Below are 17,546 nucleotides of genomic sequence, written 5' to 3' on the forward strand. Positions count from 1 at the left end.
AAAGAAGTCTGGGATCTATTTTGTGATCGGCAAAGTCACGGTAAATGTTGAACCTACTCCCACTTGACTATTAACTGTAATTTCTCCTCTGTGGGCTATAATGCACTGTTTGACGATTGTTAATCCTAAACCACTACCAGGAATGATTCCCACATTTTCTCCTCTGTGAAATGGTTGAAATAGTTGTTTTTGATCGGTTTCTGTCATCCCAATTCCCTGATCTTGAAATTTTAAAATTACGGTTTTTTCTTGTTTGATTAATTCAAATAGGACTGTACTATCGGGAGGTGAATATTTAATGGCATTATTGAGTAAATTACTGACAATATGCTTTAATAGGGTTTCATCTCCCAGGAATTCAAAACAGTTTTCGGAACTGGTAAAAATCAAATTCAACGGTTTTTCTTGGGATTTCAAAAGTTCCGCAGTTTTTTCTTCCACTTGAGTTTCTAATGTTTGATTAATTTGATTTAATTGTTCTAAAAATTGTTTACGTTCTATAGCATATCGTACAGAACGCACCAATGTATCTGGATTTACGTGTCTTTTGACTAGATAATCTTGCGCTCCTTGTCTGACTGCTTCAATGGCTAATTCTTCATCATTGGTGTTAGTCAAAACTATGATAGGGTTGCTAGGATTTTGCTTGAGTAACTGGGGTATGGAAGCTAATCCTTGACTGTCAGGAAGGGTTAGATCTAACAAAATTACATCGTATTTTTCGCTGTTTAATTGGTTGATTCCGTCTTGGAGTTTTTGGACGTGAACTAAACTAAAATTTTGAGATTTTGTGAGTTTAATAAACTCTTGTAATAACCTGGCTTCTGCTAAGTTATCTTCAATTAATAGGATTTTTAATGTGGAAGTTGCAGTAATCATTCCTTGATTTTACCTCTTGCGAGTTTTCAGCCCGTCTCAGAATGAATTCTGAGTCTAATAGCAAAAGTCGTCTAAAGACGACTAAAAGAAAGTTTGTAGTCCGTTTTAACGGACTTGAGTTATTAGCCCTGATAGCGAAGCGTCGCGTAAGCCATACTTTAGTTCTGGGTGGATTATGTTTAGAACGAAATAGCCCTGGACATTGAGTAGTTTTCTTGTTATTCTCATGGTAAGGTCGCGGTAGAAAACCAAAAGTCTTCAATACCTTTGATGATTTGGAATAGCTCACTTAGATTACGAGATTTGGTAATATAGCAGTTAGCGTGTAAGTCGTAACTATGGAAAATGTCATCTTGATTTTTTGAAGTTGTCAAAATGACGACGGGAATGCGTTTTAGTTGAGGATCAGATTTAATTTCTGCTAATACCTCTCTCCCATCTTTTCTGGGTAAATTCAAATCTAATAAAATTAAATCAGGTCGTTGTGCATTAGCATATTCTCCTTCTTGATGGAGGTAATTCATAGCTTCTACACCATCCCTAACTGTGACCACTTGATGAGGTAATGAACTGGTTTTTAAGGCTTCTTGAATGAGACGAACATCAGCTTTATTGTCCTCCACTAAAAAGATAATTTTGTGTGTTCCTGTCATTTCGATGCTCATGATCACAACCTCTGACGGGAATGGTAAAGTAGAAAGTTGTACCCTGACCGAGTTGGGACTCTACCCAGATTCGTCCCCGATGACATTCGATGATTTTTTTACAAATAGCCAAACCCATTCCTGTACCTGGATATTCATCTCTAGTGTGTAAACGTTGGAAGATAATAAAAATGCGATCGCTAAATTGTGGATCTAACCCAATTCCATTATCTTGAACTGAAAATAACCATTCATCTTCCAATCTTTTCGCACTAATATGAATCTTTGGTAGTTGACTGCTGCGGAATTTGATAGCGTTACCAATGAGGTTCAAAAATAGCTGAATTAATTGTGTTTCATCAGCCATAACTGTGGGTAAAGGATCATGGGTAATAATTGCGCCGGTTTCCCCAATGCGTTGACGTAAATTCTTCAAAGTCCGATTTAAAGCTGTTTCTACTTCGGTAACTTGAAAAGCAATTCCTAATGTATCTACTTTGGAATATGCGAGTACATCATCAATTAAGTTCTGCATCAAACTTACACCTTCGACAACATAACCAATAAACTCTTTTCCATCTGCGTCTAGTTCTGATTCATAGCGCATTTCTAAAAGTTGTACATAATTACCTACTTGATTGAGTGGTTCTTGCAAATCATGGGAAGCGACATAGGCAAATTTTTTCAATTCTGCATTAGAACGTTGTAGATCTTCAGCTAATTGGGCTAATTCATCAGCTTGACGTAAGACAATATTGATGATTGATTTTCGCAACTCCAATGCAGCTTTGATTTCTACATTTTGCCAGGGTAAAGATGTTAATTGAACTATTTCTTTCCATAATTCAAATGATTTACGGGGACACAAACGGACATTTCCTTCAGATTGATCAACTGAAAAAGCCTGATGGGGATTTCCACCCCAATTGACAGTTTGAATCATTTCTGGTCGAAACCATAATATATAATTTTTCCCAGAGATGGGGATAGCTAATAAACCACTAGCGACATTTTTAAAGCTGATCGCATCTGGATAAATACTAGGTAAGGAATTTGTGGAAAATACCTCATCTTTGACATTATTTCTCAGCCATTCTCCTAAAAAATTCAGTTCTTCCTCTTGAGGAGTATTCCCAATCAGAGTATACTTTCCAGCAAAATAGATTGCTGCACCTTCAGCATTAGTTAAATTGAGCAGATTTATTTGATTTTTGACTAAACCATCAATAAAGTTCTCTTTTTGAGACATATATTCAACCAATAGTGATTGAACTTGTTTTAAACTTATTTGATAGTCGTAGTCTTCTGTTTCTTCCTTTCCAGAAATTTCTGAAAATATGATTCTTCCTAAAAATTCACAGGCTTTCCGTAATTCATAGGAAACGTATTTAGGTGATTGATGATGACAAGCAATTAAACCCCAAAGTTTGTGATCTTTAATTAAGGAAATTGTCAAAGATGCAGCCACGCCCATATTATGTAAATATTCTAGATGACAGGGTGCAGGACTTCTGAGAATTGAATTAGTTAAATCAATTGGTTTACCGCTAACTGGGTTAATTTTAGGAAAAAGTTCGGCTGATAATTGAACGTTTGTATCGGGAATAACTCTAATAGAATTTTCTAGGAATAATTGTCGTGCTGGCTGAGGAATATCTGATTCTGGATAATGTAATCCTAAATAAGACTCTAAAGTAGCTATTTTTTCTTCAGCAATCACAGAACCATGTCCATCATCACTAAATTTATATAACATCACTCTGTCAAATCCGGTTATTTTGCGGATTTCTTGCACAATTATTTGACTGAAATCACGGAGACTTTTACTTTTTTCTAAGCGATTAATTGAGGATTTAGCTAAATGATAAAAACTCAAGAAAGGAATATTTTCTTGAGATGCTGTAGGTTCTAGTTCTAAGATTAAAAATCCTTCAGAGTTACGATAGAAAGTGGCATCAAATATTGTATATTCATCCCCTTGTTTCTTAATCCAAATTTTTGTAGGATTAATAAAATCCAGATTTTCTTCTGACAACCAAAATTTGATTTTCTGGATTTGGTAAGGATCTAGTAAATCTTCTAATTCCTGTTGCACGATATCTTCTGGCGATATGCCAAAAGTGCTGAAAGTATTTTGACTAACTTGTAATATTTGTAAATCTGGCTCTTGTAAGACTAATAAAATTCCATGAGGTTGAATTTCACTAGTTAGATGTATCGCTGCTTCTTTTAAGCTAGTGATATTAGTATGTTGCTGCTTGATATTGATATCCATAAAAGCCTTCCCCGATAATTTTGGAGAATAAAATATGTAGATTTCATCTCAATTCCTCACACCTCTAAAAATCACCATTGATTTAGTAGCCTTGATAATGGCAAAGTCTATATTTATAGTTGCTCTTACCTACTATTCTTACACATAAGAACTAACTGTTCCCAAATATATAGATAAGAAATGTAAAAAGTAATATGATTCAAACTACAGCATTTGTGTATATATATTAAGAATTAATAAATTTCAATTTTATGTGTGGCTGCACAAAATCATGAAATTAATTCGTCTTTGCATAATGAAGGTATGAATTGTGTTTCGCTCTAATTTCATACTTCAAGTCAGCAATGCCATTAATTCATTAATTTATCTGCGTTTATCTGCGTTTATCTGCGTTCAATCTTTCATAAAACTTCACGGGATGTGGGAAACTCAGTCACAAAGCGTGCTGAGAGGGAAACGGCACGAGCGGTTTTAACCGCAGTCAGTCTTTGCTTAACCATTACCGCCTTGGAGTTGTTCGATTCGGTGTGCTTTTGTATTGCACTTTCAATGGGACAATTACCATTTCAAATTTCACAACCCTGTACGCATAATGTTTTGCTCAATAGAGCCTCCCATTTCTGGGGTGATGTTAGCTTCGACCTGTTATAAGAGCTTGTTAGGCTGAAAGCACTGTTCCAGTGACTTTAGAACTGTTTAACTTACAGCGACAGAGCGGGGAACTAGCTATGCCTGACGGCACGCTGGCGCGAACGCATTCCGAGGTGTCGTGACTCAAATAACGGCTACCCTTCGACTACGCTCAGGGTGGTCTGGTCAGTACAGCTTGTTTGATTTCTCTTACAAGCTCAATCCCTTTAGGGTTGAGTTACTGACTATTCCTACTTTTAACTAAATCCAGGAACTAAACCACATCCGCATTCTATAACCATCAGGAGACATGGGTAAACCTAGATAAATAGGCATCCAGAAAATAAAGGCAGCGACAATGATAAAAGTTATAGTCACACCTACTGCCCGAATTTGCCGATAATAACTAAGTAGACATTGATCAACAAACCAAGCGATCGCTATAAATGTAAAAACAACCGCAGACATATAATGGTAGATGAAAGTACACCTTGTTACCTCCACCCAAGGGAGGAGATTAGCTCCATAATTTATGACTAAAAATAAGCCAATCCAAGTATCAATGGTGAGATTTTTCGGGATAAATAACCGCTTTTTTTCAATTATCGGCATCGTAATTGTGATGATTACCATACCAATTAAAAAGATCATTGCAGCTAAACCAAACCACCATAAAAAAGGATTCCCCATAGCATGAACATCATAAATTACTTTACCAGCACCATCAGGTAAGGGCGGTCCAAAGACAGGTAAGGAATTCTTGGTACTTTGAGCAGTTTGATAATAATAAGCCATTGGTCGAGTTAACAATGGCCATTTATACCATGCAGCGCAATAAGGATGAACGCTAGGACTATTTCCACCTAATTGGAGATGAAAGTGTAAAATTTGTTTATGAACTTCAATAAATCCATATCTTTTATCAAGTTGGAGATGAGGAATCCAAATCAGACTATAAATAACTGCCGGAATAATTCCTAAATAGGAAAACATCTGCCAAATATTTATTTTTGTCAGATTTTGCAAGGGTGATTTTATGGTATCAGTTGGGGAATTATTAGGGTGATTAAAAAAGTGTAAATAAGAAAATAATGGCACGCGAGATGTATGATCAAATGATTGCAACCAGCGAATTATCCAAGCTGCTATCCATACACCATAAGCACCAGTTAAAAACCATAAACCATTCCATTTTGTGCCAATACAAGCACCAAAACTGATTCCAGAGAGAATTAACCAAAACCACCGTTTTTGCTTTTCTAATGCTAATAATAATAACCATTGTCCGAGTAAACCAAAGATAACTATATAGACATTACTTAAAGCATAACGAGATTCTACTAAAAATAAGCCATCACAAGCTGTAAAAAATCCTGCCAATAAAGCAAACCGATGACGATAACTAAATTGATAAGTTAATAAAGTTATGACTACGGGAATTAATGAACCAGTTAGCGCATTTACCCACCGATAATTCCAAGGAGATAATAAAGAATCTGTGAGACTATTTACAGTATCTCGACCAAGGGGAATGTATTTACTAATCCAAATCCCCAACCCGATCAAATATTGGCTTAATGGTGGATGAGCATTAAAAAATGGTGTATGAGTAAGATAGTTGTTACCAAATTTGGCAAAATAAACTTCATCAAATACTAAAGTATTAAATCGGCTGATTCCCCAAAAACGTAAACTCAAGGAAAGTAGAAATATGCCTATTATGCCTAATCGAAACCAAGTTTTTTTCATGATGTTCTTGAGGTGTTTTTCGAGTTAGGTCCCCGACCTCTCTAAAAAGTCGGGGATCTTGTTGTCCACAAATATAGAATAATAGCTCTAATACAGTCAAAAAACTTAATCTACTATGTCACAATTAGAACGACTGCTAAAAATGGCAGAAGATGAACTTACGGAGTATAGCACTGATGCCCGCAAAATGGAAAAACTCCGCCGCAAGATTAGTTTATCAGTACCATTAGCGGAACAGAGGCAACTAAAAGCGACATTATTAGCTACAATGCCATCTGGTAAAATTGCAGAAGTTGTGGAGGAGCAAAGACAGACGGTGGCCTTGCCATTTTGGGGAATTGCTGGTTTGGGTTTATTATTGGGGATTTCCCTAAATCAACCCATGGGCTTATTAGCAGCTATCGGGGGGACTGTAGCGGCTTTTAGAATTCAAAAATGGGGTTGGCAATTACAGGCAAATCGTCTATTATTACGGACACTAGAAGATATTGAAACCCGGATTTCTCAACCTAGTAATTAAGTGCAAACAACAAATTAATTGAGGAGATAGAAGTTATGACAAAGTATGATTATATTTTCAAATCGAAAGAGCCGATCAAAGAATCATTGAATGAACAAGAAGCCGTAGCGGCAATTGCGGTGATTACCACCATAGTTGATTCTGGCAGTGAAGACATAGATGCAGAAAGTTTAGCTGATATTCTCTGGGAGTTTGAGATATTTGATGAATACTCAGAAGAAGAAATGCTAGAAACGGTGGACAGACTCATAGAAATTGCCGGAGAGGCTGGATTAGGTTCTTTATTTAATGCTGCCAATGCGGGGATTTCTGATGAGGCAGTTTTAGATGGTTTTGCGGCTGGAGTGATTATGCTTTTAGATGCGGAAAATTTAATTATTCCAGCAAATAAAAAAGTTTTTCTGAAACAACTACAAATAGCTTTAGAATTGGACGATGAAGAAGCAGAAGAAATTATCAAAGAGATAATTGACTCAGTAGAAGCTGGGGATGAGGAAGAATATCTCGAAGAAGAATATGAAGCAGTCATTTTTAATCAAGCTGGTGAACAATTTTATCAATCACCTTTGGGTAACTTTATAGTTCCTATTCCTTTAAATGTTGAACAGGGAGGAAAACTGCAAACAGAGGAAGGAATGGTAAGTTTTTCGGACGATACTGGTACTTTACTCAGAATTGATTATTATCCTCTCTCTCTAGAACAAATTGATGATCTAGAATCCCAAGAAAATGAAGTATATCTGCATGAAGTTTTGGTAGATAAATATGTGCCTCAAGCAATTATTTCTCATGTTCCTACGGCGGAAGTGAAACATAAAGAATATTGGCAAGATACTTTAGAAAGTTATTACTATGTATTAGTAAATATGCCTCAAGGTTCAACTATATCCAAGCATGAAACTAATGGCAATGGGATGAGATTAGATGCCTATAGAGGATTATTGTCCTTTGTCAATAATGAATGTTTGTATATAGTTAGTAGTCAACGCAGCTTTTTAAATGGTGAAGTACCTGGTTCTATGAAAGCAGAAGCGAAAAAAATGAAAAAAGCTATTTTAGATTTTGTGCGTACGATTGAGTTTGCCTAAATCTAAGGGATAACCCTATTTTGGGCGTAGTCCCTGCGCCTCTAGCCCCTACCTCCTGTGATATTAGCGATCGCATAGGACACAATTGCGAGAAACTAAGAACAGCTTTATTGAAAATTAGGAGAATCTCATGGCTTGGACTCAAGTTTTAGCTGCTAACGCCCTAGCTGCCGGTGCGCGTGAAGTAGTCAAAGTGGGCGATCGCAAAATCCTACTCTTAAACCACGAAAATCAGCTTTATGCTGTAGATGATACTTGCCCTCACTTAAAAATGTCTTTGAAAAAAGGAAAAATCGAAGATGGGGCGATAGTTTGTCCCTTCCACCGCAGTGCATTTGATTTGGGTAATGGTGAAGTCAAAACTTGGTGTCCCTTCCCACCCGTAGTTGGTAAATTACTGTCAATGGTTTCCTCAGAAAAAACCTTACCAACCTATCCTCTGAAAGTGGAAGCAGGCAACATTTTGATTGATGTATAAGTAGCTAGGGTAACAGATCCTGCGCCCAGGGACTAAGAGGATGTTTGAAAAGTGGTATTCCGTAATTTTCATCACATTGCTACCCCCCTTTCCCCTTGTAAAGGGGGGAAACAATAAAAATCCAGTTCCCTCCCCTTTACAAGGGGAGGGTTAGGGTGGGGTAAAAAATATTTGATACATCAACCATAACTTTTCAAACACCCTCTAAGATGCCATAACTCATCTATAGGGGTAAAGCACAATGCTAAACCCATAAAATTTTCTTGCTAAAAATTAACTAATTTCTGAATATTTAGTAATCATTGTTTTCACATTTAATAAATGTTCTTCAACAATTTCGGGAACTTCGGTATTGGTTTCAATAATTAACTCACCAATCGTATTAGTCGCAATTTCATTAATAGCATCAATCAAGAGATTGGGCATAGTAATATTAGCTTCAGCAATTTGTTTAATAGTATCTCTGGGGTTATCTTGCTCAAGGATAGCTTTCAAAACTTGAATTTCATAAGCGGGGAGATGGTTTAAAAAAGTATCCCATTCCGTTGGTAAATTTCCTGTGTGATCATGTTTGCCATTTATGGAATCTAATGGTTCTAATAATTCGTCAAAAGGAAATAAATCTAAATTATCTTCTTCATTATCGGTAAATGTTTGGGGATTAATAGTTTCCACTTGTTGCAGTAATTCCCAAACTTGATTTTGCAATAAATCCCGTTCGTCTTGTAAGACAGAAATTTGATTTTGCAGTTGATTAACTTCAGATTTTTGTTCTAATGTCTTATTTTGTAAAGAATTGAGAATAGTTTCAAGATGATATTTAGTTGTACTTGTCTGTACTATTAAATCATCTTGTTTGGCAATTTTCAGTTCTTGAGTTTGAACTTCTATTCTTAGTTCATAAAGCTTTTCTTCTAGTTGTGGCTTGAGTCTTTCCAGCAAAGTTACATCATTTTCTAGTTCTTGTTTTTCCTGTTTTAATATATCAATTTGAGGTTGAATTTGGTTAAGTTCGGCACGAGAACCATGACAATTTATTTCTAATCTCCGCTTTTCTGTGATCAGATTATTGCAGCTATTATTCAGTTCTATATTACTATTTTCTAAATGGACAAATTCATTTTTAAGATTATATACTTCGGCTTCAATTTGCTTTTTCTGAGCAGCAAATGTCCCTATGTCTCGATGTAAACTATCCCTTTGACTTCGACAATCTCCAATTTGGTTTTCTAGTTGCTGAGTTTCTGTATACAATAAATTTCTATATTCTTCTAATTGCTGTATTTCTCTAACAATGCGGGATTTCAATCCTTCTATATCCCGAATGCGTCTCTGAAGAGAACCAATCATCCTCAGTTCATCATTTCTGCGTCGTTTATCAACAAGAAATGCGGCTGCATAGGTAGCCAAAACTGTAATTATCCCAGTGAGAAAGGCTTTAGGGAAATCCCAACTGGGGACGAGGCTTAAACCAAAACTGATACTAAAAGCGGCTATGCCTAAGACAACTTGATAATTAAATATTGTTGATTGGACTTTACGAGGTTTTATTGTACTCAAGTTGTTAGTATTATTAGTAATTAACGTCATTATTCCTCACATTTTCATTGGTAAATATACAGTTATAATTAGGTTCATATTACATGATAAGTGACTTTTGTCATGAGTCTATAGGAAGATTTTTAGTTTCACCAAACACAGCTAAATCTGAGTTTAAAAAGTCAATAAACTGCCTTGCGGTTCTGCCAGAACGACCATTATGCCGAGTTGCCCATTGTAAAGCCTCAAATTCTAAATCTTCGGCAGAAATATTGATGTTTGCGGCTAAATGTTGGACAATTTGTAAATAGGTTTTTTGATCTGCGGCTGTAAAAGTTAATGTTAAACCAAAGCGATCGCTAAAAGATAACTTTTCTTGCATTGTATCCCAACCATGAACTTCATTGTTATCCTTGGGAGCAGGTCTATCAGTAAAATATTCCCGGATTAAATGGCGACGGTTAGAAGTAGCATATACAACTACGTTTTTTGGTCTAGCAGTTAAATTTCCTTCCAAAACTACTTTCATTGCTTTAAAACTATCATCATCTTCTTCAAAGGAAAGATCATCAACAAAAATAATAAATTTCTGGGGAACACCTCGCAACAATTCGACAATTTTCGGTAAATCTGGCAATTCTGACTTAGAAACTTCTATTAAGCGCAGGTTTCTATGACTATATTCATTTAATAAAGCTTTAACTAAAGAAGACTTACCCGAACCACGACTACCATAAAGTAATACGTGCAACGCAGTTTCTCCTGATAATAAAAACTCTGTGTTTTTCACTAAAGCATCTTTTTGCCACTCATAACCCACCAATGTAGACAGTTTCACCGAATCAGCATCAGCAATACCCACTAACTGCCCATTTTGCCAACGAAAAGCCGCATATTTAGCAAATAAACCAGTTCCATGTTGCCGATAATAAGCGGCTAAATCTGCCACAGCATCACCCCAATTCTCTAACTCAGGAATAGATGCGATTAAACCCATTTCTGTCCCCACTGCTTCCGGTTCTCGATACCAAACCACAGGGGAAATAGGTAAATGAGTTGCCATTTGTACCCACTCGCTTAAAACTGCACTGTTACATTCATATAAACTTTGTAGTATTTGCAAGTCATGTTGTCCAGCGACTACTAAAGCTGAGGGTAATTGCCTAAATTCCTGCTGTTGTGCCAATTTACTCAAAGGATTATCCGCAGTGAGAATTTGCTGAATCAGATATTCTTCCCAGGTTTGATGACTACTGGCTAAAGCTTGGAAATAACTACCGTAAGCCAGGAGGCAATCCCGCCCATCTCCATCAGTGTAACGGATGGTTTGTAATAAATTCAGAAACGCTCTGCCTACGTCGCTTTCTAGGACAGATTGGTACAGTAAAAGGGACGCGGCCTGGCGTTGTAGAAATTGAACTGCCGAATAAGATGTAGTATTTGCCGTAAGCATTGCTAGATGATCCATCAATCAACTGAGTAAATTATCTCTCACTATGAGTTTAAGTATAATAGTGACTTTTGACTATGGCATTTTTATCTTAGCTGATTTGATGAAGGAAGAGTAAATTATAACACCCGTGAAAAGTTACATAAAACTTATACCTACAGGAATACAAGTGTAGCCATTTATATATTAAAGTAGAGAGGATTGGGGATGAAAGTAAATCAATACTGATTATAATCAGGATAAATTACTAACATATATACAGAGAATATGGATCACTGACGACTGTAAGTAACCGTTGTTGTCGCTGGATATCTACTACCAATTAATTTGGAAGCAGTAATGTTTTATTCAAGGTGCAAGGCTATACTACAGATATTGTCAAGATCTTATAGTTTCTTCCGTAGATTTGAAAGTAAAAAAATAGCTAATATTGCCATTTTGGCAGGTCTTTCTGACACAAATGGGATATTAGTAGATAGTAGCAATGTTTCGTAAATTTTTTACCATTAACTAAGAACTGCTACAGCCACCTCAATATTGACTGCGGTAATTCTTTAGCCATTAAAATCATTAGGAAATAATTCATGTTATCATCACTATCTTCTCAAAATGTTATCCAGTATCTGCTCAATGCAGGACTGTGTAGCGCGGAAGATGGCGCTGCATATAGATCTGTATTGCCAGAAAATACCAAGAAGAATCGAAATTTACTGGTCATACTAGCAGATAATCGCCAACTGCTAATTAAACAGGAACGGAACATTAATAATGATCAAAGTTCTCATGAACTTTTTAATGAGTCGCTATTTCACCAGTTATTACAGCAATTTCCAGTAATTGGTAATATTGGCGCGATATCATCATCATTGCTCCACTTTGATGCGGAAAATTCTATCCTAGTGCGGAGCTACTTAAGCGAATATGTGGAGTTAGGAAAATTTTATCAACACAGCAGTATTTTTCCCACAGAAATTGCCAGCGCGATTGGTACTACGTTAGCAGGATTACACCGAGCCACGTTTAATAAACGTGAGTATCGTGATTTTATGTCCACTGCGCCCGCAGGACAGTTTCGCTATAATTTTTACAATCCCGCCCAAGGCATACCATCAATAAATCCAGACACATTTGGGATAATTCCCACTGAAGCACTACAATTTCATCTGCTTTATCAGCGTTACGAAAGTTTAGAATCCGCTATTGCTGATTTAGCTTATGAGTGGAAACCATCTTGTTTAACTCACAACGATTTACATCTAAGTAATATTTTAGTTCATTCCCGATGGGAACAGCTAGATAATTGCCTGATAAAATTGATTGACTGGGAAGCTTGCAGTTGGGGAGATCCAGCTTTTGATTTAGGAACGCTATTAGCAAGTTATTTAAGAATTTGGCTGTCTAGTTTAATAGTAGATCCAACATTAGAGTTAGCAGAATCTTTAAGTTTAGCCATGATTCCTCTAGAGGAAATACAACCTTCAATTCTGGCTTTAATCCGGGCTTATCTTGATGCTTTCCCCATGATTTTAGAATATCATCAAGACTTCATTGTGCGGGTAATTAAGTTTGCAGGTTTAGCATTAATTCAACAGATTCAAAATAGAATTGAATGCCAAAAATCCTTTGATAATAGTAACTTATGTATGCTCGAAGTTGCTAAAAGCCTTTTGACTATGCCCGAACAATCAGTATTGACAATTTTTGGGATCTCCGCAGCAGAAATTTTCCAATCTGTCCCCACATTGCAAAAACTTCCTCAACCCCAAAAGGAACAACAATTAGTCCGTCTTTATTACGAAAAAACTCGTCTGCGCGGTTGTTAGTCATGTTATTCCTGATAATTAGAAATATATTTTCCTGAAATTTGAGGTGCAAAACAAGTTAATGTTTGATGATTCTCCCAATCAAATTTTCCAGTCATTATGCGATATTGCCAGTAATATCCAGATTAAACCTAATTTTTGTATTTACCATCCCCATTATCAACCTTTTGCTTTACCCGCGAATATAGCAAATAGGTTTCAACAAAATCCACCTTCTTTAAAACAGAAGTATTTGAACATACTGCTGAGAAATTTTCTCTATGGAATTTATTATAATGGTTCACTGCAAACAGTCTTAGCTGCAAATAATAATAATTGCCAATCTCAGGTAAATTTCCTAGAAAATAATAGTTTAGGTGTAGATGAAAATTTCTATGAACAGCTACATCATAGCAATCATGGTACAGGCCATTATGAACCCAATTGGCAGATTTTGCGAATTGAACCTGATGGTAGTATGGCTGTGAGTAAGGACGGATTAACCTTATATATTGAGCCAGAATGTCATCTACAACCCCGGAAAAAGTTGCCCAAAGCGGGGGAATTAATAGCAATATGGATGCCTAAAAATCGCTTGCAAAATGGCTGTTATGTGGCAGTTAGCAATATAGGAATAGAAAACCAAGATGCAGAAAATGCTGATTTAGGAGGAGGACGAATTTATTTTAATTTTACGTCAACAGGGGCAATTGCTATTATGGAGAGCCTAACCCAAGCCTTAAATAATGCGGCTATTGCCTTTAGTTTTCAGGTTCTTTATAATCCCGCAGCTTATGGGCGTTATGATGCCGGAGTGCTGCATTTTGAATGCCAAGATTACCCGACAATTCGGACTATTCTTCAAGATATTTATCAAGAACATCAAGCCTATTTTCAGCCAGAAATTCCCTTATTTACTAAATTTTTAGCACCGGGGTTAGGGTTAGCAGAAGAACCAAATCAAAAATTTGCTCCTCAAGAAAGTTTTGGGATGAATCGTTGTCAAATTGTGGCCAATGCGTTGTTAGAATCTTGGCAAAAGGGTAAAAATGCCCTGGAGGAACGGATAGAAGTTATTAATCAACACTTTGCCCAAAATTTAGTTGATATGCAGCATCCTTATCTTAATCCTAGTTCTGAGGATATTTATCAGCCTATGAACTACCCCATCTTACTTCGTTGAAGATGGGGTTTCTAGGTCCCCTTAAACTCAGTGGCGATACCTCAACTACTGAAAGGATAATTTCCCAATTGCGCGGGAAACATCCAGGACACACAGACAGATGGTATATCGAAAAAGCAATTTTTGACTGGGAACGCGATAAAGGACGTTAAGTAGGTGAACACAATAAAAATAAATAATAGCAAGTCTGGTGACTATATAGGTATGGAACGGGTCATTAAAAGTGGGATTGGTTGGCGCATAGGTTGGAATCCAGTTGCACCACAATTTACAGGATTAGTCGGTACAGAAGATTGGGCGGTAGAATTAACGGAAGCAGAATTAAACGAATTTTGTCGCCTTTTTAATCAGCTTGCAGATACCATGAAGCATCTAAGTACGGAGTTAATGGACGATGAAAAAATTGCCTGTGAAGCCGAAAGCGATTTATTATGGATGGAGGTGGAAGGTTATCCTTGTGCCTACAATCTCCGCTTCATCCTCAATACAGGAAGGGGGACAGAAGGTAAATGGGTTGCTTCAGCCGTGTCAGAATTGTTGCAAGCAATCAGAATGCTCAAGCCATCAGCCTGAGTGCAAATCTATCGGCACGAGTTGGTAATTTCATAATAGCGTATTTGCGAAGTTAGGAGTAAGTTGTGCGTTTTGAGGAGATTTTCTCTACTTTTAGGAATTATTAATTGCTCATTAATCCAGTTCTATCCGTAAACAACGTTCAACGGCCAATTCCTAATTACCAATTACTAATCCCTGTGTTAGATTGGGCATACTTGATATATATTTTTTCCTTTGACACAGCCGCCATTATGGTAATTACAAAAAGTAAACTGGTTTTGAGTGCTACGGTGGTAACGCTTTCTACAATCGCCGTTACTGGTCTGGGTATTCACTCAATTGGTAAGGCTTCATTTAAAGATAGTCACAAGGATTTGGTAGATGAAGTTTGGCAAAATATTTACTACCGATATGTAGATGGCACTTTTAATCAGGTAGATTGGCAAGCTGTTCGCAAGGAATATTTAAGCAAGTCCTATACTGATGATAAAGCGGCCTATAAGTCCATTCGGGAAATGCTGAAAAAGCTGGAAGATCCTTACACCCGGTTTATGGACCCAGAGGAATTCAAGAATATGCAAGTTGATACCTCTGGTGAACTTACGGGTATTGGTATCACTATCAGTCAGGATGAAAAAACTAAACAACTGGTTGTGATTGCTCCCATTGAAGATACACCAGCATTTAAAGCCGGTATTTTAGCTAAAGATATTATTCTCGAAATTGATGGTAAAAACGCCAAAGGTATGGATACTAATGATGCAGTATCCCTAATTCGTGGACAATCAGGCAGCAAGGTGAGGTTGACAATTCTGCGGAATGGTCAGAAAAAAGAATTTAATATTCAACGAGCGCGCATTGAAATTCATCCTGTCCGCTTTTCGGAAAAGAAAACTCCAGCGGGGAATCTTGGCTATATTCGCTTGAATCAATTCAGTGCTAATGCCAGCAAGGAAATGAAAAATGCTATTCAAAGTTTAGAAGCTAAAAAGGTTTCTGGATATGTTTTAGATTTACGTGGTAATCCTGGAGGGCTGTTATACGCGAGTATAGAAATTGCTCAAATGTGGATGAATAAAGGCACGATTGTCTTTACTATTGACCGCCAAGGTACACAAGATAAACAAGTTGCCAATGGCAAGGCTTTAACTGATAAACCTTTGATGATATTAGTAGATAAAGGGTCAGCTAGTGCTAGTGAAATTCTTTCTGGGGCATTGCAAGATAATAAACGAGCGACTTTAGTTGGAAATCAAACTTTTGGTAAAGGTTTAGTCCAGTCTGTACAACCTTTAAAATCTGGCGCTGGTTTGGCTGTAACTATTGCTAAATATCATACTCCTAGCGGTAAAGATATTAATAAACACGGTATTGATCCAGATGTGAAGGTAGAATTAACTGATGCCCAACGTCAAAAGTTATGGTTGGGAGGAAGGGATAAATTAGCGACTCTTGAAGATCCTCAATTTGCTAAGGCTGTGGAATTGTTAGGTAAAAAATCGGCTCAAAACACCAATACAATTCAGCAGAATTAAATGATTTCTTCAGCCATTACCAAGAAACCTGGCTTTTAATTCTTCTAATTCTTTATCTATGGGATTATTGCTAGGAGATTGTGGTTGAGAATTAGGGTTTTGTGGTTGGGGTTTACCACCTGTAAATTGAGTTTTTAGTTCTTGTAATTCTTTCTCGATTTGGGTGGAAGTTTTAACCACAGCGGGAGGTTGAGACGTGGGTGGAGTTATTTGTTTGGGTGGTAAAGATGATGGTTGAAAATTCAAATCTTTGATCACTTCATCAACTGTTTGGTAGCGGTGACTGGGGACGGTTTCTACCATTTTGTCAATGATTCGGCTCAATTCTTGACTCACAGGAGTTTTTAGATATTGTCCCCATATCCAAGCTGCGTTATGGGTATCGTAGGAGTCGAAAGGCGATCGCTCTGTTAACAGATTAATACAAGTTACCCCTAAACTATAGATATCACTGGCGAAAAGTGCCTTCCCGCGCATTTGTTCCGGGGCGACATATTCGAGACTACCTATACTGGTTCCCGTGCGGTTTAGGGCTGTTTCTGTGGCGGATTTCGCTGCCCCAAAATCAACTATAACTAATTTGCGATCGCTATTGCGACGAATGATATTTTCTGGTTTAATGTCTCGATGTATGACTCGTTTACCATGACAAAATTGCAGCACTGACAATAAATCATGCAGTAATTGTCGAATCTGCGTTTCATTGAAAGCCCCATTTTGTTCTAATTCTTGGTGTAAATTTAGTCCATTAATAAATTCTTGAACTAAATACTGTCTGTCATCTTGGTTACAATATGCCAAAAGTGCAGGAATTTGGGAATGTTGTCCCAATTCATCCAACTGAACAGCCTCTTGATTAAATAATTCTACTGCCTTTTGTACCGTATTTGTCCCTTGGGATTGGGGGAAAAATTGCTTAATTACACAGGGTGGCTTTGAGGGTTTATCCTCATCTACAGCGAGAAAGGTTCTACCAAAACCACCTTGTCCGATAGGTTTAATAGCGCGGTAACGTTCTTTTAGGAATAATTTCGTCCCACAGGTTTGACAAAACTTAACATCATCAGTGTTTTCTGGGTGAGAACAATGGGGATTAAGACAATAACTCATAAATAAATAAATGATACTTGTCTTTATTGTGCCTTATGCTTGTAAAAACGTGGTTATTAACTTTTATTTTGAGTATCTAAGTCCTCATCTTAGAGGATGTTTTAAAAGT

At 36.9% G+C, this 17,546-nt stretch carries 15 protein-coding genes; 8 read left to right on the plus strand and 7 right to left on the minus strand.

The window, feature by feature from the left end; genetic code table 11:
* Positions 1-15: 15 nt before the first annotated feature.
* Complete coding sequence (locus tag ANA_RS11950; RefSeq protein WP_015080319.1) at positions 16-879, minus strand: hybrid sensor histidine kinase/response regulator; 864 nt, start codon at positions 877-879, stop codon at positions 16-18.
* A gap of 41 nt (positions 880-920) precedes the next feature.
* Between ANA_RS11950 and ANA_RS26590 the strand changes: the two genes are divergently transcribed.
* Entirely contained in the window at positions 921-1,085 is a 165-nt protein-coding gene (locus tag ANA_RS26590; RefSeq protein WP_158310530.1) for a hypothetical protein, read from the plus strand.
* Between the two features lie 18 nt (positions 1,086-1,103).
* On the opposite strand, the gene ANA_RS11955 is transcribed toward ANA_RS26590, so the two are convergent.
* The 3 genes from ANA_RS11955 to ANA_RS11965 form a co-directional block, all read right to left on the minus strand.
* Positions 1,104-1,544: a response regulator gene (locus ANA_RS11955; protein WP_015080320.1), complete on the minus strand. Its 441-nt coding sequence runs from the start codon at positions 1,542-1,544 to the stop codon at positions 1,104-1,106.
* Complete coding sequence (locus tag ANA_RS11960) at positions 1,489-3,798, minus strand: sensor histidine kinase (RefSeq protein ID WP_015080321.1); 2,310 nt, start codon at positions 3,796-3,798, stop codon at positions 1,489-1,491. Before ANA_RS11960 ends, ANA_RS11955 begins: the two co-directional genes overlap by 56 nt.
* An 891-nt stretch (positions 3,799-4,689) precedes the next feature.
* Positions 4,690-6,177 carry a dolichyl-phosphate-mannose--protein mannosyltransferase gene (locus ANA_RS11965; RefSeq protein WP_015080322.1) on the minus strand — a complete coding sequence of 496 codons (1,488 nt, stop codon included), beginning with the start codon at positions 6,175-6,177 and terminating at the stop codon, positions 4,690-4,692.
* A 115-nt stretch (positions 6,178-6,292) separates the two neighbouring features.
* Here ANA_RS11965 and ANA_RS11970 point away from each other — a divergent pair, with 115 nt between their 5' ends.
* The 3 genes from ANA_RS11970 (at position 6,293) to ANA_RS11980 (ending at position 8,263) form a co-directional block, all read left to right on the plus strand.
* On the plus strand, positions 6,293-6,697 hold the full coding sequence (locus tag ANA_RS11970) for a hypothetical protein (protein WP_015080323.1): 405 nt from the start codon (positions 6,293-6,295) through the stop codon (positions 6,695-6,697).
* Positions 6,698-6,732: 35 nt separating this feature from the next.
* Positions 6,733-7,785, plus strand: coding sequence for a tellurite resistance TerB family protein (locus ANA_RS11975; protein WP_015080324.1), 1,053 nt, complete (start codon positions 6,733-6,735; stop codon positions 7,783-7,785).
* 130 nt (positions 7,786-7,915) lie between these two features.
* A complete protein-coding gene (locus ANA_RS11980) occupies positions 7,916-8,263 on the plus strand; it encodes a Rieske (2Fe-2S) protein (protein ID WP_015080325.1) in 348 nt (115 codons plus the stop codon).
* A gap of 273 nt (positions 8,264-8,536) precedes the next feature.
* Here the strand turns inward: ANA_RS11980 and ANA_RS11985 are convergent, their stop codons facing one another.
* Both ANA_RS11985 and ANA_RS11990 read right to left on the minus strand, forming a co-directional pair.
* The gene (locus tag ANA_RS11985) at positions 8,537-9,853 is read right to left on the minus strand and encodes a tellurite resistance TerB C-terminal domain-containing protein (RefSeq protein WP_015080327.1); all 1,317 of its coding nucleotides are present in this window, start codon (positions 9,851-9,853) and stop codon (positions 8,537-8,539) included.
* 70 nt (positions 9,854-9,923) lie between these two features.
* Entirely contained in the window at positions 9,924-11,270 is a 1,347-nt protein-coding gene (locus tag ANA_RS11990; RefSeq protein WP_015080328.1) for an ATP-binding protein, read from the minus strand.
* 566 nt (positions 11,271-11,836) lie between these two features.
* On the opposite strand from ANA_RS11990, the gene ANA_RS11995 reads away from it, so the two are divergent.
* The 4 genes from ANA_RS11995 (at position 11,837) to ctpC (ending at position 16,327) form a co-directional block, all read left to right on the plus strand.
* Positions 11,837-13,075: an aminoglycoside phosphotransferase family protein gene (locus ANA_RS11995; protein ID WP_015080329.1), complete on the plus strand. Its 1,239-nt coding sequence runs from the start codon at positions 11,837-11,839 to the stop codon at positions 13,073-13,075.
* Between the two features lie 61 nt (positions 13,076-13,136).
* Positions 13,137-14,237: a T3SS effector HopA1 family protein gene (locus tag ANA_RS12000; RefSeq protein WP_015080330.1), complete on the plus strand. Its 1,101-nt coding sequence runs from the start codon at positions 13,137-13,139 to the stop codon at positions 14,235-14,237.
* Positions 14,238-14,441: 204 nt separating this feature from the next.
* Positions 14,442-14,810: a DUF1818 family protein gene (locus tag ANA_RS12005; RefSeq protein WP_015080331.1), complete on the plus strand. Its 369-nt coding sequence runs from the start codon at positions 14,442-14,444 to the stop codon at positions 14,808-14,810.
* Positions 14,811-15,043: 233 nt separating this feature from the next.
* The gene (gene ctpC, locus ANA_RS12010; protein WP_015080332.1) at positions 15,044-16,327 is read left to right on the plus strand and encodes a carboxyl-terminal processing protease CtpC; all 1,284 of its coding nucleotides are present in this window, start codon (positions 15,044-15,046) and stop codon (positions 16,325-16,327) included.
* Between the two features lie 9 nt (positions 16,328-16,336).
* On the opposite strand, the gene ANA_RS12015 is transcribed toward ctpC, so the two are convergent.
* Positions 16,337-17,437, minus strand: a complete 1,101-nt coding sequence (locus tag ANA_RS12015; protein ID WP_015080333.1) for a serine/threonine-protein kinase — start codon at positions 17,435-17,437, stop codon at positions 16,337-16,339.
* Between the last annotated feature and the right edge of the window lie 109 nt (positions 17,438-17,546).

Source organism: Anabaena sp. 90, assembly GCF_000312705.1.
In the GTDB taxonomy this organism is placed as follows: domain Bacteria; phylum Cyanobacteriota; class Cyanobacteriia; order Cyanobacteriales; family Nostocaceae; genus Dolichospermum; species Dolichospermum lemmermannii.

Bases quoted from the DNA above. Each gene is read 5' to 3' on its own strand.
- ANA_RS11950 (WP_015080319.1), bottom strand. From the start codon at position 879: ATGATTACTGCAACTTCCACATTAAAAATCCTATTAATTGAAGATAAC.
- ANA_RS26590 (WP_158310530.1), top strand. From the start codon at position 921: ATGAATTCTGAGTCTAATAGCAAAAGTCGTCTAAAGACGACTAAAAGA.
- ANA_RS11955 (WP_015080320.1), bottom strand. From the start codon at position 1,544: ATGAGCATCGAAATGACAGGAACACACAAAATTATCTTTTTAGTGGAG.
- ANA_RS11960 (WP_015080321.1), bottom strand. From the start codon at position 3,798: ATGGATATCAATATCAAGCAGCAACATACTAATATCACTAGCTTAAAA.
- ANA_RS11965 (WP_015080322.1), bottom strand. From the start codon at position 6,177: ATGAAAAAAACTTGGTTTCGATTAGGCATAATAGGCATATTTCTACTT.
- ANA_RS11970 (WP_015080323.1), top strand. From the start codon at position 6,293: ATGTCACAATTAGAACGACTGCTAAAAATGGCAGAAGATGAACTTACG.
- ANA_RS11975 (WP_015080324.1), top strand. From the start codon at position 6,733: ATGACAAAGTATGATTATATTTTCAAATCGAAAGAGCCGATCAAAGAA.
- ANA_RS11980 (WP_015080325.1), top strand. From the start codon at position 7,916: ATGGCTTGGACTCAAGTTTTAGCTGCTAACGCCCTAGCTGCCGGTGCG.
- ANA_RS11985 (WP_015080327.1), bottom strand. From the start codon at position 9,853: ATGACGTTAATTACTAATAATACTAACAACTTGAGTACAATAAAACCT.
- ANA_RS11990 (WP_015080328.1), bottom strand. From the start codon at position 11,270: ATGGATCATCTAGCAATGCTTACGGCAAATACTACATCTTATTCGGCA.
- ANA_RS11995 (WP_015080329.1), top strand. From the start codon at position 11,837: ATGTTATCATCACTATCTTCTCAAAATGTTATCCAGTATCTGCTCAAT.
- ANA_RS12000 (WP_015080330.1), top strand. From the start codon at position 13,137: ATGTTTGATGATTCTCCCAATCAAATTTTCCAGTCATTATGCGATATT.
- ANA_RS12005 (WP_015080331.1), top strand. From the start codon at position 14,442: ATGGAACGGGTCATTAAAAGTGGGATTGGTTGGCGCATAGGTTGGAAT.
- ctpC (WP_015080332.1), top strand. From the start codon at position 15,044: ATGGTAATTACAAAAAGTAAACTGGTTTTGAGTGCTACGGTGGTAACG.
- ANA_RS12015 (WP_015080333.1), bottom strand. From the start codon at position 17,437: ATGAGTTATTGTCTTAATCCCCATTGTTCTCACCCAGAAAACACTGAT.